The organism is Vibrio sp. SCP2, assembly GCF_059295395.1.
Genome location: NZ_JCAFVV010000001.1, coordinates 523,484 through 550,446 on the forward strand (window position 1 = coordinate 523,484; position 26,963 = coordinate 550,446).

Genomic DNA, 26,963 nt, shown 5'->3' on the forward strand with positions numbered 1-26,963 from the left:
CTATACTCAAAAATAAACTTTCGAATTAATGCCATGACGCGTAGCAAAGACATCGAAGAAAGCCAAAACAGTCCTTTTTATAGCAGGATCGGACGACGTATCATCCTGATTATGGTGCTGCTGAGTAGCTTGATCACCGTTTTTACTACATTGCTACAATTATCATGGGACTACAGAAAAGAGTTTGATACCGTTAAACAGCGTCAATTTGAGATACGCGATATACATGCTCCAATCATTGCCTCTTCAGTTTGGGACTTTGACCTTTTAATTCTTCAGCAAGAGATTGATGGTTTGGTGAACTTGCCGAGAGTGGACTATCTCAGAGTCGAAAGTGGCGGCTACACTTTTGAAGCTGGCACAGAAGTCATCGAAAACGCAATCACCAAAAAGTATCCTTTGATATACAAGCATCCAAATACTTCGCGCGTCGAGGAAATCGGTCATATTTACGTTCAGTCTGATGCACAAGAGATCTACGACTACCTGATCTGGCAAGCGGTTTACACCCTACTTCTCAACGCAGGTAAGACTTTACTGGTTTGTTATCTGGTGTTGATGGTATTCCATCGCAGTGTCAACCAAAGGATCTTCGCAATCGCTAAGTACCTTCGTAAATACAACCCGCGCCACCCCGCCGATCCTTTGGAACTTGAACATCAAGCTTGGATCTCTGAAAAGGATGACGAGTTGGACTGGCTTGCCGAAGAAGCCAATAAAATCACCAGTAATGTCACTCGTCTATATGACAATATCAAGCAAGAGCAAGAGCGCCTTAAAGAGTTTGCCCACGTCTCTTCAGACTGGCTATGGGAGACTGATGAGTTAGGGCATCTTGTTTATTGTTCAGATAGCATGAGAGAAGCGCTTAGCATAGATAGTCTCAGCAAACCGGTAATGAATCAGCTAACCGCGTTGGAGCATTGCACTTCACTTCATGGAAAGCTTCGCCAACGAAGCACCTTTTCGATGTGTGAAGAGACCATCACACTAAACTGCATTACTCAATACCTGCTGTTTCAAGCCAAAGCGCGTTATGAAAGTGATCGTTTCCTTGGCTTTCGCGGCACTGCCATCAATATAACCGAATTGAAGCTGACTCAGATTGAACTTGAAGAGCTGAACCAAAACCTTGAACACACAGTGGCGACTCGAACCCTAGACTTGAAACAAAGTATGGAGCAGCTCAAACATACCCAAGAGCAGCTTGTTGAATCTGAAAAACTCGCCGCCCTCGGGGGGCTTGTGGCAGGGGTTGCTCACGAAGTGAATACACCGTTGGGTATAGCAGTAACGGCAACTTCTGTCATACGTGATGTGACCCACGAAGCGAATCAAGCCTTTGCCAGTCAAACTCTCACAACAGATCAATTCAGATCTATTATGGAGCGAATGTCCGATAGTAGCACTATGCTCGAGCATAATCTCAATCGAGCCGCAAAACTGATCCGAGATTTTAAACAAACCGCGGTTGACCAGGTGTCAGAAAGCCGTAGTCAATTTCAGGTATTTCAAGTATTGGATGCATTAATTGCCAGCTTGCACCCAGAGACACGTAAGCTCCCGGTAGTTCCTGTTCTTGAAGGCGATACCAGTTTAACTATGAACAGTCTACCCGGCGTATTAACTCAGGTTATTTCTAATCTGATTATGAACAGCATCAATCACGCTTTTCACGAACAGAGCACACCGCAGATATCAATTCGTTTCCATCAAGATGAAGATATTCTGGTGTTTGAATACCGAGACAACGGCAGTGGCATAGAGGCATCATTACACCAAAAGATTTTCGAGCCCTTCTACACCACAAAACGAGGCAAAGGCGGCTCAGGCTTGGGGCTGAATTTGGTATTCAATCTGGTAAAACAGAAACTGAAAGGTGAACTGATATTTGAATCTGAACTCGGACAAGGGGTGCGATTCGAGCTCAGACTGCCAAGGAATTTGCCTGCTAGTGATTCTCCTGACCACCATTTAGATTACAACATCTAATCAGGCAGTGAGTTACGGATTTCGATGAACTCTTCCCAATGGTTGATTAGCAAATCGACCAGCTGCGGCTCAAAGTGTGCCCCTTTTTGATTGACGATCTCAGCGCGAATATCTTCATCACTCCACGGCTCTTTGTAACTTCTTTTGGCGCCAAGGGCATCAAACACATCAGCAAGCGCCGCAATACGTCCGCTGATGGGTATCTCGTCGCCTTTTAATCCATTCGGATAACCCGAACCGTCCCATTTCTCGTGGTGATAAGCCGCAATCTCCTTAGCCATAACGATCAAGCGACGTTTAGAACGACTTAAAATTTCCACCCCATAATCAACATGCTTCTTCATAATCTCCCATTCATCTGCATCTAGCTTGCCGGGTTTATGAAGAATCGAGTCAGGTACCGCGACTTTACCGACATCATGCAAGGGCGAGGCGTGCTTCATCATACTGGCTTCATGTTCATTCAAGCCATAGAGGAGCGCCAGCTTTTCGCAAATAAGCGAGACTCGTTGAACGTGCGCTCCAGTCTCACGGCTACGCGCTTCTACAGCGTTAGCGAGGTTATAGACAAGTTCTTTTGATGTTTCTTTTATATCGATAAGAAGACTCAGGTTTTCGAAGGTAAGCCCTATATTCTGCATATAGATTTCTAGCAACTGTACATCGAGTTCAGAAAGGTCTTTATGGAAGTTGACATACAGTAGACTATCGACACCCTGCTCATCACTGGTGTAGAGAATAAACGCATCGCCAAAATGTTGCGAATGGCGCTGTTCAAGGGCTTGCTGGCAACGATTGGCGACCTCTTCAGGCAGCTTATTGAATGCGCACTCACTATAGCAATCCACGTATTCGCCCGTTGCTGCTAAAGTCAATGCTCGTGTCACTTCACCATTGGGTCTTGGTTTTACTAGACAGTAAAAAGCTGATTTTTCTAACTGAAGCAACGAAGTAAGCTGTTCCAAAACAGAGGCGGCATAGGCTTGTAAAGTGGTGGTATTTTGAACTTTCGCGGAAGACTCAATCACTTTCTTAAGCCCCGACTTCTGCTGGTTAATAAGGCACAAGTCTCGATAAGAACGCAACATCGAGTAGAGCAAGGTTTTGAGTTTTTGAGTGGTAAGTTCCGTCTTTTCTTTGTAATCGTCAATTTCATACTCGCGAATAACAATATCTTCAGGAGCTTGCCCTGCTTGTCCGGTACGTAATACGACTCGAACAAGGTTGTTACCTAGATCTTCGCGAATGAACTTTACTAGCTCTAATCCTGCATGCTCTGTTTCCATCACCACATCCACCAGCGCCAGAGCAATATCACTATTTTGCTGAAACATAACTTTGGCTTCTCGGGCCGAGTGAGCAGAGATCAAATTGAGTTTGCGGCCTTCAAAGGTAAAGCCAGACAAGGCCAAGCGAGTCACCTGATGCATTTGGGCGTCATCATCTACAAGCAGCACTGTCCACGGCACTGATGGGATAACCTCATCAATCGGGCCATCGCTCAGAGGACTTTCTTGCTCTCTTTGATCGGCAAACAACTCCATGTAGTACCTAATATCGCAAATGAGTTCATTCTTTAGGTTTAGCACAAATTTGCAGATATTTACTACTTACTCATTAAGCAAAAGCTAATTCAGTGTACTCATTGTTTGACGCTTGACACTACCTTTATCACAACCTAAGAACGGTTGCTCTGCTGACCAGAGTTGGTTCTAGCTGAACCACCTGAGTATCTGTTGATTCACCTTCTAATTTCTTGAGTAGCGCTTCTACAGCTGCTTTACCTAATCGGTATTTAGGTTGGTGAATAGTAGTAAGCGAAGGGCTCATAAATTTTGCAATATGAATATCATCGTAGCCAATGATAGACAACTCTTCCGGAATCCGAATACCTTTCTCGTTTGCAGCATTGATTACCCCCATCGCCATCATGTCATTGCAGACAAAAATTGCACTTGGTAGCGGTCCTTTAGCGATCATTTTATTGAACGCTTCATAGCCGCCTTCACACTCAAAGTCAGACTCGATGATCCAATTAGCTTTGAACTCCAATCCGTGTTCGTTCAGGGCTCGTTTATACCCTTCATAACGCATTTGAGCTTGGTGTTTGACCAATGGACCAGTGATACAACCAATCTTTTTATGACCAGATTCGATTAAGTGCTTCGCTGCCAGATAGCCACCGCGCAATGAGTTGTCTTGGATCTTGTCACTGGTAAACAGCATCGGCCCCCAATCCATAACAACGACTGGAATGTCTTGGTATTGCTCAAACACTTCCAAACGCTCACCTTCAAGCGAAGAACACATCAAGATCAAACCATCGACACGTTTTTGCAGCAAGGTATTGATCGAGTCTCGCATCCGTTCGTGGTCGCCCTCGGTATTACACAGAATCAGGCTATAACCTTGCTGATAGCAACTGCGCTCCACCCCTTTTACCACTTCACCGAAAAACGGGTTGGTCGAGGTGGTCACCAGCATACCTATGGTTTTAGTGCGATTGACTTTAAGGCTGCGAGCTAATGCAGACGGACGGTAATTAAGCTCACGAGCGGCATTATTTACGCGCTCAGAGATCTCTTCACTGACGAAACGAGATTTATTGATGACATGGCTCACCGTAGAGGTCGATACACCCGCAACTCTTGCGATATCTTTCATTGTCGCCATGTCATTCTCTCCTTGCTTGTGGCTAGACGTTAGCTTTGCTCTGCTAAGAAAGCATCGACTTCTTCTCTTGACGGGATGGATGTTTGGGCGCCAAAACGCGTCACAGAGATAGCCGCTGCTGCATGAGCAAATTTGATCGCTGATTCTAAAGGTAAATCTTCGAGCAGACCAGTGACCAATGCCCCATTAAATGTATCTCCCGCCGCCGTCGTATCTGTTGCATCGACCTTAAAGCCAGCAATTAGCTCTCCACGCCCATTTTGACTCAGCCAAACCCCTTTCGCGCCAAGGGTAATCATGACGATTTCGATCCCTTTACGATGCAGTTCGTTCGCCGCTTCTTGCGCGCTATCATTATCCGTCACAGTGATCCCAGTAAGCACTTCCGCTTCTGTTTCATTTGGCGTGATAACATCGACACAGGCGAGCAATTCATCCGAAAGTGGACGCGCTGGCGCAGGGTTTAAAATAACATTGGTGCGCGCTTCTTTGGCCACTTTGGCCGCTTTTTCTATACCACAAATCGGCGTTTCCAATTGCGTCAGCAGGTACTTGGCCGAACGAATCTGCTCTAAATCTGACTCAATAGCCTCAGCGGTCAGTTTTGCATTCGCTTCTGCAGAAATACAGATGCTGTTTTCACCGCTATCGGCGACCTGAATCATTGCAATACCGGTTGGGCAGTTTGGCTCCATTTTAACGCCGGCAATGTTGATGTTGTCCATCTTGAAGTTTTCGCGAATGTTGATACCAAACGCATCATCACCGACACAAGCAATGAAGCCGATATCCGCATTTAATCTTGCAGCCGCTACGGCTTGGTTTGCCCCTTTACCACCAGGAATAACTTGATAGTTTCGACCATGTAACGTCTCGCCAGGGCGAGGGAAAGAAGGCACTTGAAGAACATGGTCAGCGTTAACACTACCTAAAACCACTAACTTATTCATAAGGTAATCCTCGGCTCGCTAGAGCCACTTATATGTGAACAGGAGTAATAGCGATGAACTCTGTAAAAAAGCACATGGCTATTCGCCCTTCTCCCCTAAACGACAGATATAAACGGGGAGAAGGACAAAATTGGTTAACTCATTACTTAGTGATAACTTTCAGTGGTACTGGGATGTACTCTTCTACTTGAGAACCTTTCAGTACTTTGTCAGCGGTTTCGATACCAAGTGCGCCGATAAGATCTGGCTGCTGAGCGATAGTTGCAGATAGCTTGCCGCGGTTAACCGCTGCGATGCCGTCATCCGTGCCATCGAAGCCAACGATCATTACATCTTTACCTGATGCTTGAACCGCGCGCAGAGCACCTAGAGCCATCTCATCATTCTGAGCAAATACCGCTTGCACATCTGGGTTAGCCGCTAGCAGGTTTTCCATTACGTTAAGACCTTTAGTACGGTCGAAGTCTGCAGGTTGGCTCGCTAGAACGTCCATTTCACTGCCTTTAACCGCATTCATAAAGCCTTCACCACGCTCGCGTGCCGCAGAAGTACCCGCAATGCCTTCAAGTTGAATAACTTTCGCTTTCATCCCCACTTTTTCAACAATGTAGTTACCCGCCATTTCGCCGCCAACAACGTTGTCAGAGGCAATGTGGCTCACCACTTCACCACGGCTCGCACCACGGTCTAGAGTAAGTACTGGGATGTTAGAACGGTTTGCCATGCGAATCGCATTAGACACCGCGTCTGAATCCGTTGGGTTGATTAGAATCGCCTTAACACCACGGATAGTCAGATCTTCAATGTTTGACAGCTCTTTGCTTGGGTCATTTTGCGAGTCTAGTACGATTAGGTCATAACCTAACTCTTTTGCCTTTGCTTCAGCACCATCTTTCATCGTAACGAAGAAAGGGTTGTTCAGCGTAGACAGTACGATTGCCATCGTGTCCTGAGCTTGCGCTGAAACAGAAACGGTTGACGAAAGTAGTGCAGCAGAGATAAGAGTCGTTAGTTTTTTCATTTTCTCAGTCCTTGTGTAGGGTGAGCCAAGACACGTCACTTGGCTCGATTTAGTTATGATTTACTTGTTTTTGTTGTCTACCAGTACCGCAAGTAGAATTACCACTGCTTTAGCGATCATTTGGTAGTAGGAGGAAACGTCGAGTAGGTTTAGGGCGTTATTTAGGAAGCCGATAATCAGCGCACCGATCAGTGTGCCCATGATGCGGCCCTTACCACCCATTAGGCTAGTGCCACCCAGTACAACTGCGGCAATCGCGTCTAGCTCGTAACCCATACCCGCAGTCGGTTGTGCCGATGACAGTCGTGAGGTGACGATGATGCCAGCCAGTGCAGCAAGCAGACCACAGATGGCATAGACACCAATTTTTACGCGATCAACGTTGATACCAGATAGGCGAGTCGCAGATTCATTACCACCTAGGGCGTAGACATAGCGACCAAAGCGAGTGTGGTTAAGTAGGTACCAAGCAGCTGCAAATACGATAACCATTAGCCAAACTGGAACAGGGATACCTAATGCGTAGCCAGTACCAAACCAAGCGAATGCATCTGCTGTGTCAGTGAAGCCTGTAGAAATTGGTCGACCGTCGGTATACACCATGGTCACGCCGCGCAGAAGCGTCATAGTCACCAAGGTAGCAATAAAGGCTTGAACCTTACCCTTAGCGATAATAATGCCGCTGATTGCCCCTAGTGCGGCACCAGCGAACAGTGCGGTTGGAACTGCGATCAAGACAGGCACTTCCATCGCGATTAAGCTCGCAGCGAAGGCACCACACAGAGCCAAGACTGAGCCAACGCTCAAATCGATACCCGCAGTCAAGATAACCAAAGTCATACCGACGGCGATGATGGCGTTAACCGATGTCTGGCGCAGGATGTTGAGAATGTTGTCGACCGTAAAAAAGTTCGGGTTTAAGAATGATACGACAACAATCAAAAACAAGAGTGCAATCAGTGATTTTTGTTCAATTAACCACTCTTTGCTAAACAGTTTTTTGCTGTTTGTTTCCGTTGGTTTGCTCATGGTATTGGTACTCATGCTGCTTCCTCATTAATCTTTTTGCCTACGGCACAGGCGAGTAGTTTTTCTTGGTCGGCGTCTTTTGCATCAAACTCGCCGCTGATTCGACCTTCGTGCATAACGAGGATGCGGTCGCTCATGCCTAACACTTCGGGCATTTCCGATGAGACAAGGATGATGCTCATGCCATCGGCTTTAAATTTGTTGATAAGTTGGTAGATCTCTTTCTTCGCACCGACATCAACACCGCGAGTCGGCTCATCCAAGATCAACACTTTAGGTTTGGTCATTAACCCTTTAGCGATCGCCACTTTCTGTTGGTTACCGCCAGATAGGTTGCCTATGATTTGATCTCTAGTCGGAGTTTTGATGTTGAAAAGCTTGATGAAGTCTTCAACAGCGACCACTTCATCACTGTGCTGAATACGACCACCCTTGGTCAGCTTATCTAACGCGCAAAGAGACATGTTCTCTTTAACCGAAAGTCCTAGTACCAAGCCATCCCCTTTGCGGTCCTCAGAGATATAGGCGATACCATTCGCAAGTCCATCTTGCGGGCTAACGGGGTTAATCGTTTTGTTGTCTAGGTTAATCACACCACGTTCACTCGGTAGTGCGCCGTAGATGACTTTCATTAGCTCAGTACGACCTGCACCCATCAAGCCAGACACACCCAAAATCTCGCCTCGTTTAAGAGTAAAAGTGACGTCTTGGACACCAGAACCTGTCAAACCGATCACTTCTAGACAGGTTTCACCATGACGAACATCGATGCGCGGATACTGCTCATCAAGCTTACGACCAACCATCATCTCAATGAGGCCATCTTCATCGGTATCAGAAACTTGGCATTCACCGATAAACTTGCCATCACGAAGAACGGTAATGTCGTCGCAGATTTCGAAAATTTCTTTAAGGCGGTGAGAGATGTAAACAATGCCGCAACCTTGAGCACGAAGCTCGTTGATCACCTTAAACAATGATTCAGTCTCTGTGTCGGTTAAGGCGTCCGTTGGCTCATCCATAATGATGACCTTAGATTCGAACGACAGTGCTTTCGCAATCTCAACCATTTGCTGCTCACCTAGGCTCAGGTCACCCAGCAAGGTCTTAGAGCTGTGTTTGACGTTCAGGCGTGCCAGTAGTTTGTCCGCTTCGTCATACATTTTTCCCCACTGAATGCCACCAAATGCACTGGTAAATTCTCGACCAAGGAAAATGTTTTCGGCAATAGTTAGTTCCGGAATGAGGTTTAATTCTTGGTGAATAATGCTGATCCCAGCTTCTTGAGAGTCTCTTGGGCCTTTAAAGGCTGCCGTTTCACCTTGATATTGAATGCTGCCGCTGTCTTTGGTGTAAATGCCCGTTAGCACTTTCATCAAAGTCGACTTGCCTGCTCCGTTTTCTCCCATCAGTGCCATTACACGTCCGGGGTAAACATTCAGGCTTGCTTTGTCCAGAGCTTTAACACCTGGGAAAGCCTTTTCAATGGAGCTCAGCTGAAGAATGGCTTGAGTCATAATTCTTCCCTACGATCGCGCGGCTTAAAAAACCACACCTGCTTGAAATATAACGTTCGCATACGGTGTGCACTCACCAGTACGAACTACTGCTCTACTCTGCTGAGTACGAACTTTGAAGTCTTCATGAGACACATACGTCACTTCAATTTTCTTACCGCTTAACTCGCTTTCTGTCGCAAGTTCTTTGACTAAAGCTTCATGATGAGCCGGGCTCACTTTGGCAAATTCTTCAGCAATAATGACGCCTTCAACCTGAGACTCACTTAATAGCACTCGTACTGTTTCTAGAAATGAAGGAACACCATGTGTCAGTGCTAAATCGATACGTTGCACTTCATCAGGAATAGGTAAGCCTGCATCACAAACGGTAATCTCATCGGTATGACCTAATGTCGCCACCAAGTAAGAAAGTTCTGAATTTATAAGGGTACTTTTCTTCATCTCATCGACCTTTCAAAAATACGTTTATCGTACGGCAAGCTTTATTTTCTCTGTCATGCTTGTTATTGAGAAAATACTCATCGAAACGTTTCGATGACATAATAGTCCGTCACTTCAGAAATTCGAGACTCGATTCTATAGAGTGTGAAATTGATCCGCTTTGCTAGTGACTATTCTCTTATCAAAGTGATTAAGATCACTCATCGAAACGTTTCGATATGCCATTTTCTATATTTATTTGCTCGATTAAGCGGAGCAGCAGATCTTTTAAGGTATAGTGTGGGGCATCAAGAAGACTTGGAAATTGAGATGAAAAAGATTGCATTTTCTTTCGTTGCGCTACTAACGCTAAGTGCCTGTCAAACAGAAGTGGGCACACAAGCCTGGTGTGACGAGATGTCAGATAAGCCTAAGAGCGAATGGAATGCCCAAGGCGCTGTTGATTACGCTAAGCACTGTGTGCTACAAGACGCTGTCGGAAGTGAAGGCTGGTGTAAAGATTTAGAAGACAAGCCCAAAGGCGACTGGAGCGCGAACGACGCAACGAGTTACGCCAAGCATTGTGTATTCTAATCGATATCTAAAGAGCATTTACAATTATGCAGATGCTCTTCCTTCCGGTTCAATCCGATTTTCAAGTGTGATGACAAATTTCGTCCCCACGCCTAAAGTACTTTCCAGTTCAATATTTGCTGCTAGTTTTTGACTGCAAATATTGTAAACCATATGCATCCCTAGTCCCGTTCCCCCTCTAGCCCTAAGCGTGGTGAAAAAGGGTTGGAATATTTTTGACTGATCTTGTTCGCTGATCCCCTTACCATTGTCTTCAACGCTGATATAGGTATGTTGATGATCTTGGCTGGCAACTAGCTTAACCTCGCGCTGAGAGCTCTGTTCGTCAGAGAATGCATGCAATGCGCTATTGGTTAAAAGCTCCTCAATAACACACGCCAACGAAATCGGTGCAACGTAAACACGAAGTTTCTCATCGCACTCTAATCGGGCAGAGATATTGTGTTCATCGAACAACTCCTCAGTATGAGTTAATACGTCGCTAAACAGTTGCGATAATTCAATCAACTTGGGTTCTTCCACCGTCATTTTCTGGTCGACACTTTTCAACTTACTCACCAACTCAACAGAGCGATTGATGTTAGCGATAAGCATCTCCATACACTGGTTAGCCACTGAGAGAAACTCGGTGAGATCGTCCTGCGAAATCGTCTTATCCTGAAAGCTTTTTTGAATTGAAAACAGGCGTTCATTTAAGATAGATAGACTTGTAACCGACACCCCTAAAGGTGTATTCAGTTCATGGGCCACGCCTACCACCATACCACTCAACGCGGACATTTTTTCCGCTTCCATGAGTTGATCTTGCGTGCGCTTAAAACGCTCTATTAACGCTTGTAAAGTATGCGGGTCACCCTGTGAGGCCTGTTTTTGTAGTTGGTCTTCCACATCATCAATAAGTGAGCGCAATCCAAGGATCATTGTTTTTAGTGAGTTAGACATGATGTCTCGATCACTGCTTGGCGTCACGTCTAGATCTTCTAGGTTCCCTTTAGCAACCTGATGGAGTACATCAATGTTACTCTCTAGTCGGTCCATCAAATTATTGAATGATATCGCCACATCCCCCGCCTCAGTACCAAACTCAATCGGAACTCGACGTGAGTAGTCTCCATGCTGGCTTATCTGCTCAATGGTATTGACGGTTTCGAGCCAACTCATCCTAACACCGTGCTCACTGACATTAAGGCCCACTTCTTCTTCTCGCTCTGTCACTCGATCTAGGTGCATTTTTCTCAGAAGCATGAATATAGTGACGGCATTGAGCGCCGCCCAGCACGTAACCATCACTAAACCGGTAACTTGAATGAGTAACTGGTTAACAACGTCTTGGTTTTCAATCCATCCCAATTTAAAACCCGCATACAGTGTTCCAACAACCCCGCAGAATAGGTGGACAGGAATCGCGCCAACCGGATCATCTATTTTGGCTTTGATGAGCATCCGATCGCCTAAAATGACGCACGCAGAAGCAAACATACCAAGCACCAACAAATCGACCATTCCCATTATGTCGGCACCCGCAGTAACAATCACCAAACCGCCGAGAACACTATTGAGAACGACAAACACTGGAACATGCCGATAGTGATGTAACCAGAATAAAGTTGTACATCCAGCAATCGCACCGCACACTAAGGTGTTAAACAGTATTTTGGGCACTCGTAAATCGAAGGTATATAGGCTTCCGCCATTAAAACCAAGCCAAGCAAACATCATTAAGAACACGCCTAACGTCACAAGTGTATGGCTATAAGAAGGGATTTCACGTACTGACTTGTTGTCGAAACGACCTTTTCTCGGCCCGACTATCATGGTTCCAATCAAGCCGATCATACCCCCGACAACGTGTACCGTTGTGCCACCAGCAAAATCATAAAAACCACTTGAGTTAAGCCAAGAGTATGGGTTCCAAGTCCAATAGGAAGCGATGGGATAAGTGATAACGGCGATTAAAAAAGAAGTGTAGATATAGCCTTTGTAACTCATGCGCTCCGCGACACATCCCGAAACGATCGTCGCTGCAGTGGTTACAAACATCACGTTGAATAACAGTTTAGGTAGGTGCTCATCGTCCATAGCTAGCGTCTCGAACGAGAGCAAGCTATCACCTTGGCTCAAGTGATATCCGAACACAATGTAAGCCACGGTCACAACAATGAAATCGGCAAGGTTTTTCATCGCTACATTGACCGAGTTTTTAGCTCGTACGCTACCTGTCTCGATCAAGGTAAAACCTGCCTGCATAAACAGGGCGATACAGGTACACCCTAGCAACCAGAGCAATGAAATTAGCTCTTTGTCTGCCATTTCACACCTAACGGTTATTTACTCACTTAACTAAGCGTAGTTTAGGCTCAATACCCCATCCAATTCAGGTGGTCTATTTGTAGTTGATTGGTGAAGTTTCTCAAACAATAAAAAGGCCAAGCGATTAAGCTTGGCCAGATAAAGACAATTTGTCATTCAGGCGATTAAACCCGCTCTTCTAAAGCGATGTTATTATTTGCCCACAACAGCGCTTGAAGTCGATTCTTGGCATTAATTTTCTTAAAGATATTATGCAAGTGCGTTTTCACCGTGTTTTCACTGACAAACAACTCTTCGGCAATTTGAATATTGGACGCACCGTGTCCGAGCAAACGCATGATTTCTTTTTCGCGCTTAGTTAGGTTCGCATAGGCTTGGGAAGTGGTAACCGTATTCGCACAGCGGAAATGCTCGATGTAATCTTGAGCGACTTTACGTGATAGCCACATTTCATCATTCATGATCTTTTCCATACCTTTGAGCAGTAAAGAAACCTCATCATCAACGTAGAAAACTCCGACTAGATTACGCCATTTAAACAGATGGCTTGAAGGCGCTTCGTTAGGACAGTTAAACACAATTTCTTTGACTGTGTATTGGCTCACCATTTTTGCTTGATTGTACGCTTCAAACTTACTTTCATCCAGATAGTGGTAATCGATAAGAACAAGATTGCCAAGTAATGAACTCCCCTCTTCCATTTCTAGAGCCTCGGAAGTAACCATGGTTACTTGGAGATCCAGCCCTTTTTCCAAAGAATCTTTCAGCAGTTTCGATTGCATAGTGACATCAGAAACAAGAGTAATTTTATAAATATCATTATTCATCATGGTAATTCCTGCTCGATTTATCGATAAGTTAAAACTATCGTTTAGTGGCAAATAGTCAACCTAACAAATCACAAATAGCGGGAAAGAAAGTATGAAATATCATTTAATTTCATAAAATTAACCGAACGTTCTCATTTGTGAGAAGCGCACGAATTGGATATGCGCATCGTGAATATCGACCGGAAGCGAACAAAAAGTACTAGTAGAAGATAGAGAAGTATTAGCGGATTTGCGCTCCCACCACCACTGTCTCCACTGGTTGTTGTCACTGGCGGAGATGACGTCCCTTTCACTAGAGTGCGCACACCATTAACGGTTGCGACATATGCTTTCGGAGTTTCAAGACCATTGATAACGCGAGATATCCAAGCTTGGTAATCATGCACATCGGTAAAAACAGAGGTGACACTGCGGCTGGTATCGCCACACGTACTTGGCCCGAAACTCGTTATACCAATTTGGATGTACTGAGAGCCATTATACCAATAGACAGGACCGCCAGAATCCCCATTACAGGTAGAGTTCCGATAACCGCCGCTGATTGGTCCACTGAAACAAAGATGGCTTGAGGTCAGCTTGCTTCCATACTCCGCTTGGCATGCTGAGGTTGTCATATAGGTTAGCGTCGTTTCTAACAAGTTAGTCCCGCCAGATACATTGCCTTCAATTAAGCCATGCCCAATCGCTTTAAAGGTATCACTGACTGAAAATGTATTGTTAATCGTCGTGTTTATAAGAGAGGTATAATTGGAAACTGCCAACGGCGTTTCTAACTTAATGATAGCAATGTCATCAGGCCAAAGCTCTGCTGATGAATCGATATAGCTATCTGGGTAATAAAACTCTAAAGCTCTGGCCTGTTGATTCGAGAGAAAGTTACTTTCGTCATCCAGTTGAGGAGCGACGACGGTATACAGCATCAAATTGTCGTCATCGTAGATACAGTGGGCAGCAGTAAGCACGAACTGCGAATTGATCATCGTTGCGCCGCAGTAAGATGACGAGCTATATAAGTTACCGTTGCGAAAAAAAAGACTGGCGAAGGAAGGGTAATTGACAATATTAGCATCACTGCCGTTAACGATATAAGGCGTAACTTCAACGGCATAGCTCAACTTGGTAATCAAAAGCAGGCAAATTAAACGAATTGACGCTTTCATGCTTTCTTCCTATATCGCAATCACCATTTAAGTTTAGATTACGATGTAGAAAGTAGGTCAGATCAGTAAGTTTTTATTTGCTGCGTCTCCAACCAACCAAACCTAATAGTGATAGAAACACGAAGCCTAGGGAGCCACCGCCAGAGTCCCCAGAGCTAGGGTTGAGATACGCATTTCGCTGAGCGTCTGTTACTGTCACTTTAGGCGTTTCGTTTCCAGCTAATACAGATGCAATCCAAGCTGAATGATCAGAAACTTCAGTAAATACCGAGTTTGGCGTAATGGAAGGGTTACCACATGTTTCAGGACCAAAACTGGTGATCCCAACTTGAACAAAGCTACCTGAGTTATCCCAATATAAGGGGCCTCCCGAGTCCCCTTGACAAGTTGCATTGTCATAGACGACCGTTGCAGCACCTGTCATACACAGATTGGCACTAGTATCCGCATTGGTATAGACATTACAGCTCGCATTGGGAACATACTGCAGTTGGGTTCTTTGTAGATAAGTGGTGGTATCGATATTGGTTTGAGTATTACCGTGACCAACCGCATAAAACACTTGAACTGGGCTAGTCTGCCTATAAGTGCCCTCATCGCCAGTGGTGCCAAGCGTTGCATAACTTGTTACAGCAGTAATAGGCGAAGCGAGTTTTAGTATCGCAATATCATTCGCCAAGGTACTGTTGTTGTAGTTGCTTGGATAGTAAAACTCATTAACCATCACACGTTGAGCCACTGAGTTAGGAAAATCCGTTTCATTTTGAAGCTGCGGAACTACGGAAGTAAACAGCTGATTTTGAGTAGAGCCATAGATGCAATGCGCTGCCGTCAACACGTATTGGCTGTTGAGCAGAGTTGCTCCGCAATAAGGTCCAGTACCATAACGACCATCATAGTTAATCCGGTCGTAGAACAAACTAGCAAATGAGGGGTGAACACTCACATTGACGTCACTACCGTTGACGATATATGGCGATACGCTCGCACTATAGGCACCTGCAGCCCACAGGCAAGAAAGAACAATTGAGATCCTTCGCATTACCTTCTCCTATTCATCAAATCCATTTAATTAGCAGGAGTTATCGGCATAAAAAAACCTCTCCTAAGAGAGGTTTTAGCACAGCATACGTATCATGTCATACAATTTTTAGCCACGGTAATAACGCTGTGGCACAAATGGCATTTTTTCGATCGTCATAGGTAGTTTCTTGCCACGAACATCGGCAAACAGTTCTGTACCAATCGCGGCAAGGTCAGCACGTACATACGCCATTGATACTGGTTTACCTGCATTAGGGCCTGCTGTACCACTGGTGACTACGCCGACTTTATTGTCTTCTGCATCAAACAGCTCTGCACCTTCACGCACTGGCGCTTTCGTCTGGCCGACTAAGCCAACACGCTTGCGTGAAACGTCTTTAGTTTCAATCTGCTTAAGGATGATATCCGCACCTGGGAAGCCACCTTCTCGCTCACCACCTGCACGGCGGATCTTCTGAATTCCCCACAGAAGGCTTGCTTCAACAGGAGTAGTCGTTGTGTCAAGATCGTGACCATATAGACATAGACCGCATTCAAGACGAAGCGAATCACGTGCACCTAAGCCAATCCATTCGACTTCTTCTTCGCCAGTTAGCTTTTGCGCCAACTCTTGCGCATGTGAATTTGGTACTGAGATTTCATAGCCATCTTCGCCTGTGTAGCCACTGCGGCTAACGATGCACTCTACACCTAAGATCTCTAGCTTCTTCACATCCATAAACAGCATGTCAGCAACTTCAGCATTGAAACGCTTGAGTACATCTACCGCTTTTGGGCCTTGTAGTGCTAACAATGCGCGGTCATCAATAATTTCTAGTTCAACACCTGACGGTAAATGCGCTTCTAGATGATTGATGTCTTGCTCTTTACATGCTGCATTGACAACAACAAATAGATGATCGCCTAGATTAGCCACCATTAAGTCATCCATGATGCCGCCTTGCTCATTGGTAAAGAAAGCATAGCGCTGGTTGCCTTGTGGTAAATCAACAATGTCGACAGGAACTAATGACTCAAGGAATGCTGCTGCGCCCTCACCGTGTAAGCGCAGTTGCCCCATGTGCGAAACATCGAACAGACCCGCTGCATCACGCGTATGTAAATGCTCTTTCTTAACACCAAGCTTGTATTGAACAGGCATATCGTAGCCAGCGAAAGGAACCATCTTCGCACCAGCTTCAACGTGCAGTGCGTGTAGAGGGGTTTTAAGTAGTTCTTGAGTCATTGTTGTCTCCATTTAATCAGGTTCGTTTTCCGTTCGAGGAAACCTTGTTTCCAATAATAAACATGAGTGAAGATTTTTTGCACTCTTAACCTAACGATGAACATTCAAAATGTGACATTTAACATCATATTCACAACAAAAAGAAAAAAACAAAAACGCCATTTCGGATATAAACCATCCAAAATGGCGCTAAATAATACTCTAACAAAATGAAGGCAAACGGTTGCATTCACTATAAGAAATTCACATTAAATCTACATTATTTCGCAGTGACCCAAAGAATGTGTGCATCTTGTTCACTGGTCGATATCAACATATGACCCATATTTGCATCATAATAAACACTATCGCCTTCATTCATCTCTACGGGTTCGTAGAATTCAGAGTAAAACATCACTGAACCAGATAAGATAAGAAGGAACTCTTCTCCGTCATGTCTGACCCAATCTCCATACTCTTCAAAGTTGCGCGCGTGAACCTGGCTCTTAAAGGGCATCATCTTTTTATTAGATAGTTGTGTCGCCAAAAGTTCATGCTCGTAAGTCGGGGTCGGATGGGGTTTGCCTTGATTCGCCTTGGTGATATCTCGACGACCTGTCGCGACCTTTTTTCTAGGCGGCTCAAAGAGTTGTGGCATATCAATCTGTAAGCCCAACGCTAATTTTTGCATTGCTTGGAAGGTCGGCGAAATCTGCTCGTTCTCTATTTTGCTTAACGTAGAACGCGCTAATCCGGTGCGCTGACTGGCCTCTTCTAACGTTAACCCAAGCTTGCCTCGAATGTCTTTAATTCTCTGGCCGAGCTTTAATGGCTCAATATTCTCGTCCACTGACTCTTTCGCAAGAGTCAAAGATGGATACTCATCATAGATATCTTCGGGCATGCTTCCCTCTACTTATTACTGCGACTTCCTGTTTCATTTTCATTGTGCACGAAGCAGATAGTGGAAGAAAGCACCGAACAAGAAATAAACCGTGCTCTCGTTAACAAAATTAGAAACCTTGTTTCCAATAGGAAATTTTTGGTTGATTGTTCTTGCTACAACCGCTATGTTACCAACTTGTTAGTTGTAGAGATGTTATTTCCGAACTCAGTGCTTAACTGTTTTAACGCTCAGTTTCGGTTTTCCCCACCGTTTGGGGTTGGAAATTCACCCTGCTCTTACCTTGTTAAGAGTAGTAATAGAAGTAGAACTAACGAGAATAATGAACGACATAAGAATCTCGTTGGCATGAATGGAAGGTCATCTACCATGAACAAACCGTTTCAAAATCACAGCCTAGAGAACTTTTTCTCTACTAACCTTGCTGCTACTGACGACGCAGTCTTCGCTGGAATCCAAGCGGAATTCACCCGTCAAAACGAACAAATTGAACTTATCGCTTCTGAAAACATTGTTTCTAAAGCGGTAATGCAAGCTCAAGGCACTTGCCTAACCAATAAGTACGCAGAAGGCTACCCTGGCCGTCGCTATTACGGTGGTTGTGAACACGTCGATACAGTAGAAGCGATTGCAATCGAACGCGCTAAGCAACTGTTTAAATGTGAATACGTAAACGTCCAGCCACACTCAGGCGCGCAAGCAAACGGCGCTGTGAAACTGGCTCTACTTCAACCTGGTGATACCATTTTAGGTATGTCTCTTGATGCAGGTGGTCACCTTACTCACGGTGCGCGCCCTGCTCTATCAGGTAAATGGTTTAATGCCGTTCAATACGGCGTTGACCGTGAAACTCTAGAAATCAACTACGAAGATGTTCGCGCGCTTGCTGTTGAGCATAAACCAAAGATGATCATCGCAGGTGGTAGTGCCATTCCTCGCACTATCGATTTCGCTAAGTTCCGTGAAATCGCGGATGAAGTTGATGCCATCCTAATGGTTGATATGGCGCACATTGCTGGCCTAATCGCGACAGGTGCACACCCTAGCCCAATTCCACATGCGCATGTTGTTACGACAACAACGCATAAAACACTGCGCGGGCCTCGTGGCGGTATGATTCTGACTAACCACGAAGACATCATCAAGAAAATCAACTCAGCAGTGTTCCCAGGCCTTCAAGGCGGCCCTCTAATGCACGTTATCGCAGCAAAAGCGGTTGCATTCGGCGAGGCGTTAGGCCCTGAATTTTCAACTTATATCGATTCAGTGATCAATAACGCAAAAGTTCTTGCTGAAGTGTTGCAAACTCGCGGTTGTGACATTGTGACTGGCGGAACAGATACGCACCTAATGTTGGTTGACCTTCGCCCTAAGGGCTTGAAAGGTAACAAAGCTGAAGAAGCATTAGAGCGTGCAGGGATCACATGTAACAAAAATGGCATCCCATTCGATTCAGAGAAGCCTATGATTACATCGGGCATCCGTTTGGGTACGCCTGCGGGTACAAGCCGCGGCTTTGGCGCTGAAGAATTCAAACTCATCGGTAATTGGATTGGCGACGTACTAGATGGGCTAGTTGATAACCCTGAAGGTAACGCAGAAGTAGAACAACGCGTTCGCAAAGAAGTGAAAACACTGTGTGCTCGCTTCCCACTTTACCAATAAACAAATTAATCAAAGTTATTTTTTGGAGATTAAGCAATGGACAAAACACTGAAGTTTGCAGATAGCCACGAGTGGGTACGTGACAACGGTGACGGCACAGTAACTATCGGTATTTCAGAGCACGCTCAAGAAATGCTAGGTGACGTAGTATTCGTTGACCTACCTGAAGTAGAAGATGAAATCGAAGCAGGCGATAGCTTCTCTCTGGTTGAGTCTGTAAAAGCAGCTTCAGACATCTACGCGCCAATCACTGGTGAAATCGTAGAGATCAACGAAGAACTAGAAGATAGCCCAGAGCTTATTAACGAAGAACCTTTTGAAGGCGGCTGGATTGTTAAAGTAAAGATGTCTGATGCATCTGAACTAGACAACCTTAAAGACGCAGAAGAGTACCTAAACTCAATCGAAGACGAGTAATTAGGAAGATGCAGAAAGCTGCCCCCGACTCGGGTGGCAGCTTTTTTTCTAAGTTCGGACGTATAATTAGATATATCAGTAATGATATCCATTACCCGGACTACGGAGTAGGTAAAGGACAATGACTGAATTACTTCAAAGCCTCAGCACACAAAACGAGTTCGTTGCTCGCCACAACGGCCCAAACAAATCAGACCAACAGAAAATGTTGGAAGCAATCAACGTAGCAAACCTAGATGCGTTGATTGAAGAAACCGTTCCAGCGCAAATTCGCCTAGAAAAACCAATGACTCTTGCGGAAGCAAAAAGCGAAGCAGACATGTTGGTTGCGATGCGTGAGTTTGCCGACCAAAACCAAATTAAGCGTACTTTCATCGGTCAAGGTTACTACAACACCTTCACGCCAAACGTTATCTTACGTAACGTACTTGAAAACCCAGGTTGGTACACAGCATACACGCCTTACCAACCAGAAATTTCTCAAGGTCGCCTAGAAGCGCTACTTAACTTCCAACAGATGGTGATGGACCTAACAGCAATGGACATTGCTAACGCATCACTTCTTGACGAAGCAACAGCGGCTGGCGAGGCGATGACGCTATGTAAGCGTGCTGGTAAGAGCAAGAGTAACGTCTTCTTTGTAGCAGACGATGTTCACCCTCAAACGCTGGAAGTTGTAAAAACTCGTGCTAAATACATCGGCTTTGATGTTCAAGTAGGCTCACTAGAATCTCTTCCAGAGCAAGACGTGTTTGGTGCACTTGTTCAGTACCCAGGTACAACCGGTGAAGTTCGCGACCTAACGGATATCATTGCAAAAGCGCAAGCAAACAAAACACTGGTTACTGTAGCAACTGATCTTCTTGCATCTGCGCTACTGAAACCTGCTGGTGAAATGGGTGCGGACGTAGTTATCGGCTCAGCTCAGCGCTTTGGCGTTCCTATGGGTTACGGCGGTCCACACGCTGCATTCATGGCAACACGTGATAAACACAAGCGTACTATGCCTGGTCGTGTTATCGGTGTCTCTATCGATACCAACGGTAACCAAGCACTGCGTATGGCAATGCAGACTCGTGAACAGCACATCCGCCGCGAGAAAGCGACGTCTAACATCTGTACTGCTCAGGCACTATTGGCCAACATGGCGTCATTCTACGCGGTTTACCACGGCGCAGAAGGATTACGTACGATTGCACGTCGCACACATCATATGACTGCGATTCTAGCGGCTGGCCTGACTAAGTCTGGTTTCGAGCTCGCTCACAATAGCTTCTTCGATACCATCACTATCAATACTACTGATAAGACTGAAGCGCTATACGCAAAAGCGCAAGCGGCTGATATCAACCTTCGCCTACTTCAAGGCAAGCTAGGTGTGAGCTTAGACGAAACAACGACAACGGATGATATTGAAGCACTATTCGCTGTCTTTGGCGTGAAAGAAGAAGTTAGCGCTCTATCTTCAGAGATCGCAGGCAACGAATTTGCAGCGATCCCAGAAGCACTTCGCCGTACGTCTGAGTACCTCACTCACCCAGTATTCAATACTCACCACAGTGAAACGCAGATGATGCGTTACCTGAAACAGCTTGAGAACAAAGACTTCTCGCTGACTCACGGTATGATCCCACTGGGCAGCTGTACAATGAAACTCAACGCTGCCGCTGAAATGATCCCGGTAACTTGGCCTGAATTTGGTTCTATCCACCCATTCGCGCCAATCGAGCAAGCGGCAGGTTACTCAGCGCTAGCGAAAGATCTTAAAGAGAAGCTGTGTGAAATCACGGGATACGATGATTTCTCACTACAACCTAACTCTGGTGCATCTGGTGAGTACGCAGGTCTTATCGCGATTCAACGTTACCACGATAGCCGTGGCGAAGGTCACCGTAACGTCTGTCTGATCCCAAGCTCAGCGCACGGTACTAACCCAGCGACTGCATCAATGGTGTCAATGAAAGTCGTTGTTGTTAAGTGTGACGACGACGGTAACATCGACATGTCAGACCTAGCAGCGAAGATTGAAAAGCATGCTGACAATCTATCAAGCATCATGATCACTTACCCTTCTACGCACGGCGTATACGAAGAGCAAGTGAAAGAAGTGTGTGAAATGGTTCATGCGGCTGGCGGTCAGGTTTACCTAGACGGCGCAAACATGAATGCTCAGGTTGGTCTAACTTCTCCTGGCCTGATTGGTTCTGACGTTTCTCACCTTAACCTGCACAAAACCTTCTGTATTCCACACGGTGGTGGCGGTCCGGGTATGGGTCCTATCGGCGTTAAATCGCACCTAGCACCTTTCCTACCGGGTCACATCGAAAACGGTGTCGAAGGTGAAGATTTTGCGGTATCAGCAGCAGATCTAGGTAGTGCCTCTATCCTGCCAATCTCGTGGGCTTACATCGCGATGATGGGTGAAGCGGGTCTAACAGAAGCAACTAAGGTCGCTATCCTTAACGCCAACTACATGATGGAGCGTCTACGCCCTCACTACCCTGTTCTTTACCGTGGTACAAACGGCCGTGTGGCTCACGAGTGTATTATCGATATTCGTCCACTGAAAGAAGAAACAGGTATCAGCGAAGAAGATATAGCCAAGCGTCTAATGGACTACGGTTTCCACGCACCAACCATGTCGTTCCCAGTTGCGGGCACACTGATGGTTGAGCCAACGGAATCTGAAGATTTAGAAGAGATCGATCGTTTCTGCGAAGCGATGATCGCAATCCGCGAAGAAATGGCGAAGGTGAAAAACGGTGAGTGGCCACTAGAGAACAACCCTCTAGTCAACGCACCTCACACGCAAGTAGACCTAGCGAAAGATGAATGGGATCGCCCATACTCTCGCGAACTAGGCTGCTTCCCATCACCTGCTACCAAGTCTTGGAAGTACTGGCCAACAGTAAACCGCGTAGACAACGTATACGGTGACCGTAACCTAATCTGTTCTTGCCCAAGCATCGACAGCTACGAAGACTAAGTTTCCTTACAGTAAGCCAAAGGCGAACCCAATGGTTCGCCTTTTTATTTCATGCCTTAACGCTCTTCGAGTAAGGGATTACCTTTTCGTCGACTTACCAATCTCTTCAGTTTTGCTTGGCGCTGTAGCAGCCCAATGAGGGGCCTTACGCATGCGCTCAAAATACGCGTTGACGTTGGGGTAGGGTTCCCAATCAAAAGGGATGCTTTCTTTAAAAAACTCGACATGCACCATTGCGTAATCCGCCAATGTTATTGCATCACCAACCATGAACTGGCGCCCTTGTAGGTGCTGCTCTAATACTTCTGCAAATCGGACTAGGTTCTGGCTGGCCCAATGAATAACAGCATCATCGCCTTTTGTACCCATAAATTTGGATTTGGCAACGGCTTCTAACGCTAAAGTTCCAAAGGCTTGATTGAAATGGGCGAGCTCCCAACATAACCAGCGATTGATATCAGCTCTTACTGTTTGGTCGTTTGGATATAGGTCATTTGTACCTGAAGTCTCAGCTAAATGCTGAATAATGGCGTTAGATTCCCACAGTGAAATATCGCCATTAATTAACGTCGGTACCATGGCATTCGGGTTTAGGCTCAGGTATTGCGGCTGTTTGTGCTCCCCAGAAAACAAATCTAGATACTCTATTTCAATATCTAGTCCTAGATGATTGATCACCGCCAACACTTTACGAGAGTTGGGCGATCCTACAATTGCGTATAGCTTCATGTGTCCTCCTTGAATTTAACTTGTTTTTTGCAAGTTAAATAACCCTAGAAAATTAACTTTCATTTTGCAAGTTAAATTTAAAACGAGTACGATTAATGAATGGTAGATAAAAAAACTAAAGAATGGTCCGGCTGTCCAGTGCGTTTTGGCATGAGCCAATTCGGAGATAAGTGGAGCTTTCTGATTCTTAGAGACTTGATGTTTAAAGGTCGGCATTACTATCAAGAGTTTTTAGAGGCAGGTGAAGGCATCTCCACTAACATCTTGGCGAGTCGACTTGCGGATTTAGAATCAAACGGACTGATCAGTAAAACACGTGATACTGTCAAGCGTTCTAAGTTTGTCTACACATTGACCGACAAAGGAATAGATTTGCTACCTATGATGCTAGCGATGATCGATTGGTCCGAAAAATACGATACGAAAACCGAAGTTCCCTCTGATTTCATTCGCAAACTGCGTAAAGACCCCGAGTCGTTACACCAAGAGTTACGACAGGGCTTAGCCATAGACGACAAAAGTAAGTAGGGGCTCACTGCCCCTCAAGATAATATTTCGTTAGCGGCGCTACTCAGGCTCCAGCCTAAATCTTAGGTAGGCCATTTAAGCACGTTTATTTTAGAGGGTCGTTATCTGGCAACGCGCTATGAATCCAAAGCGCGAGTCTATGTTTGATGTTGGCACCATCAAGTTTACTGTCAGGCAACGGAGTAATTTGTTTGGCATCAACCAAAAATAGATAAACCGCTTTCACCCTGACAGGCTGTGGCGATTTGGGCAAATCAAAGCCTTGCATCTTTGCCATTTTCTCACCAATTTCTAGTGCCTTTTTTACCAGTTTATCTTCATTGTGAAGCTTGGAGCTTTTTGACATTAATAAATTCCTCTTTCCTGACTCCATCCAGAATACATCAAGCTCGTAAGTAGGCGTGTTAGCAACCTCTCAGAATAACAACGACATAGATTGATTTTGCCAGCCCATTGCCTACTCCAAGGTCTTTTTTTTTTGACAAATAGGTGAATAAATGAGCTGGCTGATTATTCAGGATTAGAGCACGGGACAATAAGCTCCGAATTAACACTATTCTAAAACGATAGATTTAGAACTAGAAACCACGCCAATTCCACCCGCAAGCAAAGAAGTAATCCTATTATCTTGAAATGCTAGCAACACTTTAATGCAGCTTGGCGACGGTGTTGTCATCGCATACCCCTGTTCAATATGTATCTCGTTCTTTTTGACTCCCAAGTAGTCATATAAATAACACCCAAGCGGTCCAGCAGCCATTCCTGTCGCTGACTCCTCTGTAATCCCGTAGCGAGGTGCGAACATTCGTGCTGACGCATCCCTCTCCGCTTTATTGGTTTCCAGTGTAAATACATAGAAGCCTATCAAGTCATATTTTTCTGACAGCTCATCAATGACGTCCATCTTTGGCACAAGGGCTTCTAGGGTATCAATATCTTTAACACCGACTAGCGCAAAGGCATTTCCGGTACTCGCGATAATCGGTGTTGCTAAAATGTTGTCTTGCGTGAGACCTAACGCATCTAAAACGTTGTCCGCATCGGCTTCAAAGCGGAGATATTGAGGTTTTAACTGCTCCATATAGGCTAACTCGCCTTCCATTCGGATGTGCCGATTTCCATCAATCGTTTGTTTAGACGTATTTGGATTGGGAATTAGCCCCTGCTGGGAAAGGTAACTAAAAGTCGCAATAGTGGCATGGCCACAATGAGCTATTTGCCTATCTGGGGTAAAAAAGTCGAGTTTAAAATCTGCGCCAGAAGTCGACTCTGAAACAAACGCAGTCTCAGACAAGCCCACTTGCTTGGCAATCATTAGTTTCTGTTCTGCGCTTAAAGCATCTGCTTCTAAAACAACACCCGCTGGGTTGCCACCATTTTCACCATCAACAAACGCATCTACAATTGCTACTTTCACTTCCATTTTGCTTCTCCTCACTGGGTTAGTTCAATGAGGTTAGCAATCTAGACCATACTCTAGGTCAAGCGTTTTTGAAGCGATTTATTTTGTTTTCTGTAACCTCAATATAGTGCTCGATATCCTGTTGCTGTTTATAAAGGTGGTTAAGGTGTTCTTCTAGAAATGCGATACATTCTAAATCATTGCCTTGATAAAAAGCTTCTGTATATCTTTTGATGGTGTTTAGCGACATACCAGAGTTTTTCATACAAGAGATCCAATTGAGGACATCCACATCTTTTGAGGTATAAGAGCGATGACCGCTAGCATCCTTAACAGGCTTTTTAACTAACCCCTGTTTCTCATAATAACGAATAGTGTGAATGCTCATTCCTGTTTGATCGCTGACAATTCCAATTTTCATTTCATAGGCACCTATAACCACTATTACCCTCAGTTAATGAGTTCCTTAAAGAAACCTCTTAACGTTTCATCTTCGATTTCTAGCAGGTTGTCGCCCACATACCATTCCACAACTGACTGATTTGGGTTGGCTGTCACTTGTGGATTACCAAACCATATGCCCTTTTCCGTCGCAAAAGCCTGCTGGAGTTCTTTGGCTTCATGGCAACTAAACGGAAGGATGAGATGAAGCATGTTAGATTGTGGTTGAATAGGATTCACTGCTAGAGCTGGAAACTCATCGATAATCTTGTATATCTGCTTAGTACGCTCAAACAGTTTGGGCAGCTTGGCTAGCTTTTCATCAAATTGCATCGCTGCTGAAACCACGTAAGGGGTGCGATGATAGAGATTGCCACCTTGGCGCTTCATCCAGATTGATGCTAAATCAATAAACTCTTTTGAGCCAAGTAGCATAGAACCACCAAGTCCATTAACCCCCTTGTAAAGGGATACATAGGTTGTATCAAAACCTTGCGCGATTTCTCTGTACTCTTTCTGATAGTAAGCAGCCGCTTCCCATAATCGCGCGCCATCCATGTGGAAATGAATGCTATTGTCCGCACAATAGCTTTTTATCTCTTCAAGTTCTTGCCATGAAGGTAGCTGACCACCAATTTCACGCATAGGCAGTTCATACAAAACCGCAGCCAATTCGTCGGGCCACGCTTTTAGATCTTCGAGCTTCCATGTTTGGAACTGATTGCCTATGGGCAATATATTGAATCGATTTTGAAGTTGGTAGCCTTGTCTTTCATGTACATAAATATGGCTAGATGGATGCATGCCTACATTTGGGTTTCGCTTTTGCTTTGCCACCAATTCCAATACTGTTGGCTGAGTCATTGTGCCTGTGACTACAAAAAGCCCAGCTTCATACCCTAACAAGTCAGCAACCTTCTGCTCGAAAGCTTGGATGGTTTCACCCTCACCATAGACATCATGACTCACGTCATTGTCTTCACACCACTTAGCCATTTTTTTGAAGTGTTCTGCTGGTGAATCCTCTTTATTTCCTGGTAGATGGGTACCGCATAGCTGTTTTAGATGAGCGCTCATGGTTCATTCCTTCGATTTAAGGTTTCAACAATGTAACCTGTTAAAAACGAAGGGTAAATACCTCTAA

24 protein-coding genes are annotated in these 26,963 nt (G+C 45.1%); 6 read left to right on the top strand and 18 right to left on the bottom strand.

Annotation, left to right across the window (positions count from 1 at the left end; genetic code table 11):
- The first annotated feature begins 33 nt into the window (after window positions 1-33).
- Entirely contained in the window at window positions 34-1,992 is a 1,959-nt protein-coding gene (locus AC5O63_RS02610; protein WP_494503807.1) for a PAS domain-containing sensor histidine kinase, read from the top strand.
- Here AC5O63_RS02610 and AC5O63_RS02615 read toward each other — a convergent pair.
- The 7 genes from AC5O63_RS02615 to rbsD form a co-directional block, all read right to left on the bottom strand.
- The gene (locus AC5O63_RS02615) at window positions 1,989-3,536 is read right to left on the bottom strand and encodes a DUF3369 domain-containing protein (RefSeq protein WP_494503808.1); all 1,548 of its coding nucleotides are present in this window, start codon (window positions 3,534-3,536) and stop codon (window positions 1,989-1,991) included. The genes AC5O63_RS02610 and AC5O63_RS02615 overlap by 4 nt on opposite strands.
- A gap of 127 nt (window positions 3,537-3,663) precedes the next feature.
- Window positions 3,664-4,665 (bottom strand): substrate-binding domain-containing protein, encoded by a 1,002-nt coding sequence (locus AC5O63_RS02620; protein WP_494503809.1) that lies wholly within the window; start codon window positions 4,663-4,665, stop codon window positions 3,664-3,666.
- Window positions 4,666-4,694: 29 nt separating this feature from the next.
- Window positions 4,695-5,615, bottom strand: coding sequence for a ribokinase (gene rbsK / locus AC5O63_RS02625; protein ID WP_494503810.1), 921 nt, complete (start codon window positions 5,613-5,615; stop codon window positions 4,695-4,697).
- 142 nt (window positions 5,616-5,757) lie between these two features.
- Window positions 5,758-6,636 carry a ribose ABC transporter substrate-binding protein RbsB gene (rbsB, locus tag AC5O63_RS02630; protein WP_004745594.1) on the bottom strand — a complete coding sequence of 293 codons (879 nt, stop codon included), beginning with the start codon at window positions 6,634-6,636 and terminating at the stop codon, window positions 5,758-5,760.
- A 60-nt stretch (window positions 6,637-6,696) separates the two neighbouring features.
- On the bottom strand, window positions 6,697-7,680 hold the full coding sequence (gene rbsC, locus AC5O63_RS02635) for a ribose ABC transporter permease (RefSeq protein WP_004745593.1): 984 nt from the start codon (window positions 7,678-7,680) through the stop codon (window positions 6,697-6,699).
- Window positions 7,677-9,182 carry a ribose ABC transporter ATP-binding protein RbsA gene (gene rbsA, locus AC5O63_RS02640; RefSeq protein ID WP_171320719.1) on the bottom strand — a complete coding sequence of 502 codons (1,506 nt, stop codon included), beginning with the start codon at window positions 9,180-9,182 and terminating at the stop codon, window positions 7,677-7,679. Before rbsA ends, rbsC begins: the two co-directional genes overlap by 4 nt.
- A 24-nt stretch (window positions 9,183-9,206) precedes the next feature.
- Complete coding sequence (gene rbsD / locus AC5O63_RS02645; RefSeq protein WP_494503811.1) at window positions 9,207-9,626, bottom strand: D-ribose pyranase; 420 nt, start codon at window positions 9,624-9,626, stop codon at window positions 9,207-9,209.
- A gap of 309 nt (window positions 9,627-9,935) precedes the next feature.
- On the opposite strand from rbsD, the gene AC5O63_RS02650 reads away from it, so the two are divergent.
- Window positions 9,936-10,199 (top strand): DUF3012 domain-containing protein, encoded by a 264-nt coding sequence (locus AC5O63_RS02650; protein ID WP_494503812.1) that lies wholly within the window; start codon window positions 9,936-9,938, stop codon window positions 10,197-10,199.
- A gap of 24 nt (window positions 10,200-10,223) precedes the next feature.
- Here AC5O63_RS02650 and AC5O63_RS02655 read toward each other — a convergent pair whose 3' ends face one another.
- From AC5O63_RS02655 to AC5O63_RS02680, 6 genes are all read right to left on the bottom strand, one after another.
- Entirely contained in the window at window positions 10,224-12,509 is a 2,286-nt protein-coding gene (locus AC5O63_RS02655; protein WP_494503813.1) for an ATP-binding protein, read from the bottom strand.
- Window positions 12,510-12,673: 164 nt separating this feature from the next.
- Complete coding sequence (locus AC5O63_RS02660) at window positions 12,674-13,339, bottom strand: LuxR C-terminal-related transcriptional regulator (protein WP_494503814.1); 666 nt, start codon at window positions 13,337-13,339, stop codon at window positions 12,674-12,676.
- Window positions 13,340-13,470: 131 nt separating this feature from the next.
- Window positions 13,471-14,499 carry a S1 family peptidase gene (locus AC5O63_RS02665; RefSeq protein ID WP_494503815.1) on the bottom strand — a complete coding sequence of 343 codons (1,029 nt, stop codon included), beginning with the start codon at window positions 14,497-14,499 and terminating at the stop codon, window positions 13,471-13,473.
- A gap of 73 nt (window positions 14,500-14,572) precedes the next feature.
- A complete protein-coding gene (locus tag AC5O63_RS02670; RefSeq protein WP_494503816.1) occupies window positions 14,573-15,541 on the bottom strand; it encodes a S1 family peptidase in 969 nt (322 codons plus the stop codon).
- A 108-nt stretch (window positions 15,542-15,649) separates the two neighbouring features.
- Window positions 15,650-16,768 carry a glycine cleavage system aminomethyltransferase GcvT gene (gene gcvT, locus AC5O63_RS02675; RefSeq protein WP_004744044.1) on the bottom strand — a complete coding sequence of 373 codons (1,119 nt, stop codon included), beginning with the start codon at window positions 16,766-16,768 and terminating at the stop codon, window positions 15,650-15,652.
- Window positions 16,769-17,027: 259 nt separating this feature from the next.
- Complete coding sequence (locus AC5O63_RS02680; protein WP_239824188.1) at window positions 17,028-17,651, bottom strand: helix-turn-helix domain-containing protein; 624 nt, start codon at window positions 17,649-17,651, stop codon at window positions 17,028-17,030.
- A gap of 369 nt (window positions 17,652-18,020) precedes the next feature.
- On the opposite strand from AC5O63_RS02680, the gene AC5O63_RS02685 reads away from it, so the two are divergent.
- From AC5O63_RS02685 to gcvP, 3 genes are all read left to right on the top strand, one after another.
- Complete coding sequence (locus AC5O63_RS02685; protein ID WP_239824186.1) at window positions 18,021-19,316, top strand: serine hydroxymethyltransferase; 1,296 nt, start codon at window positions 18,021-18,023, stop codon at window positions 19,314-19,316.
- 36 nt (window positions 19,317-19,352) lie between these two features.
- On the top strand, window positions 19,353-19,733 hold the full coding sequence (gene gcvH, locus AC5O63_RS02690; RefSeq protein WP_004744041.1) for a glycine cleavage system protein GcvH: 381 nt from the start codon (window positions 19,353-19,355) through the stop codon (window positions 19,731-19,733).
- A gap of 121 nt (window positions 19,734-19,854) precedes the next feature.
- The gene (gene gcvP, locus AC5O63_RS02695; protein ID WP_494503817.1) at window positions 19,855-22,719 is read left to right on the top strand and encodes an aminomethyl-transferring glycine dehydrogenase; all 2,865 of its coding nucleotides are present in this window, start codon (window positions 19,855-19,857) and stop codon (window positions 22,717-22,719) included.
- 78 nt (window positions 22,720-22,797) lie between these two features.
- On the opposite strand, the gene AC5O63_RS02700 is transcribed toward gcvP, so the two are convergent.
- Window positions 22,798-23,448, bottom strand: coding sequence for a glutathione S-transferase family protein (locus AC5O63_RS02700; RefSeq protein ID WP_494503818.1), 651 nt, complete (start codon window positions 23,446-23,448; stop codon window positions 22,798-22,800).
- A 99-nt stretch (window positions 23,449-23,547) separates the two neighbouring features.
- Between AC5O63_RS02700 and AC5O63_RS02705 the strand changes: the two genes are divergently transcribed.
- Window positions 23,548-23,976 carry a winged helix-turn-helix transcriptional regulator gene (locus AC5O63_RS02705; protein WP_494503819.1) on the top strand — a complete coding sequence of 143 codons (429 nt, stop codon included), beginning with the start codon at window positions 23,548-23,550 and terminating at the stop codon, window positions 23,974-23,976.
- 85 nt (window positions 23,977-24,061) lie between these two features.
- On the opposite strand, the gene AC5O63_RS02710 is transcribed toward AC5O63_RS02705, so the two are convergent.
- The 4 genes from AC5O63_RS02710 to AC5O63_RS02725 all read right to left on the bottom strand — a co-directional run bounded on the left by AC5O63_RS02710 (window position 24,062) and on the right by AC5O63_RS02725 (window position 26,896).
- Window positions 24,062-24,322, bottom strand: a complete 261-nt coding sequence (locus tag AC5O63_RS02710) for a DUF5062 family protein (RefSeq protein WP_004744021.1) — start codon at window positions 24,320-24,322, stop codon at window positions 24,062-24,064.
- A 207-nt stretch (window positions 24,323-24,529) separates the two neighbouring features.
- Window positions 24,530-25,399 carry a PhzF family phenazine biosynthesis protein gene (locus AC5O63_RS02715; protein ID WP_494503820.1) on the bottom strand — a complete coding sequence of 290 codons (870 nt, stop codon included), beginning with the start codon at window positions 25,397-25,399 and terminating at the stop codon, window positions 24,530-24,532.
- Between the two features lie 58 nt (window positions 25,400-25,457).
- Window positions 25,458-25,799, bottom strand: a complete 342-nt coding sequence (locus AC5O63_RS02720; protein WP_004744019.1) for a MerR family transcriptional regulator — start codon at window positions 25,797-25,799, stop codon at window positions 25,458-25,460.
- Window positions 25,800-25,828: 29 nt separating this feature from the next.
- A complete protein-coding gene (locus AC5O63_RS02725) occupies window positions 25,829-26,896 on the bottom strand; it encodes a threonine aldolase family protein (protein WP_494503821.1) in 1,068 nt (355 codons plus the stop codon).
- Window positions 26,897-26,963: the final 67 nt, after the last annotated feature.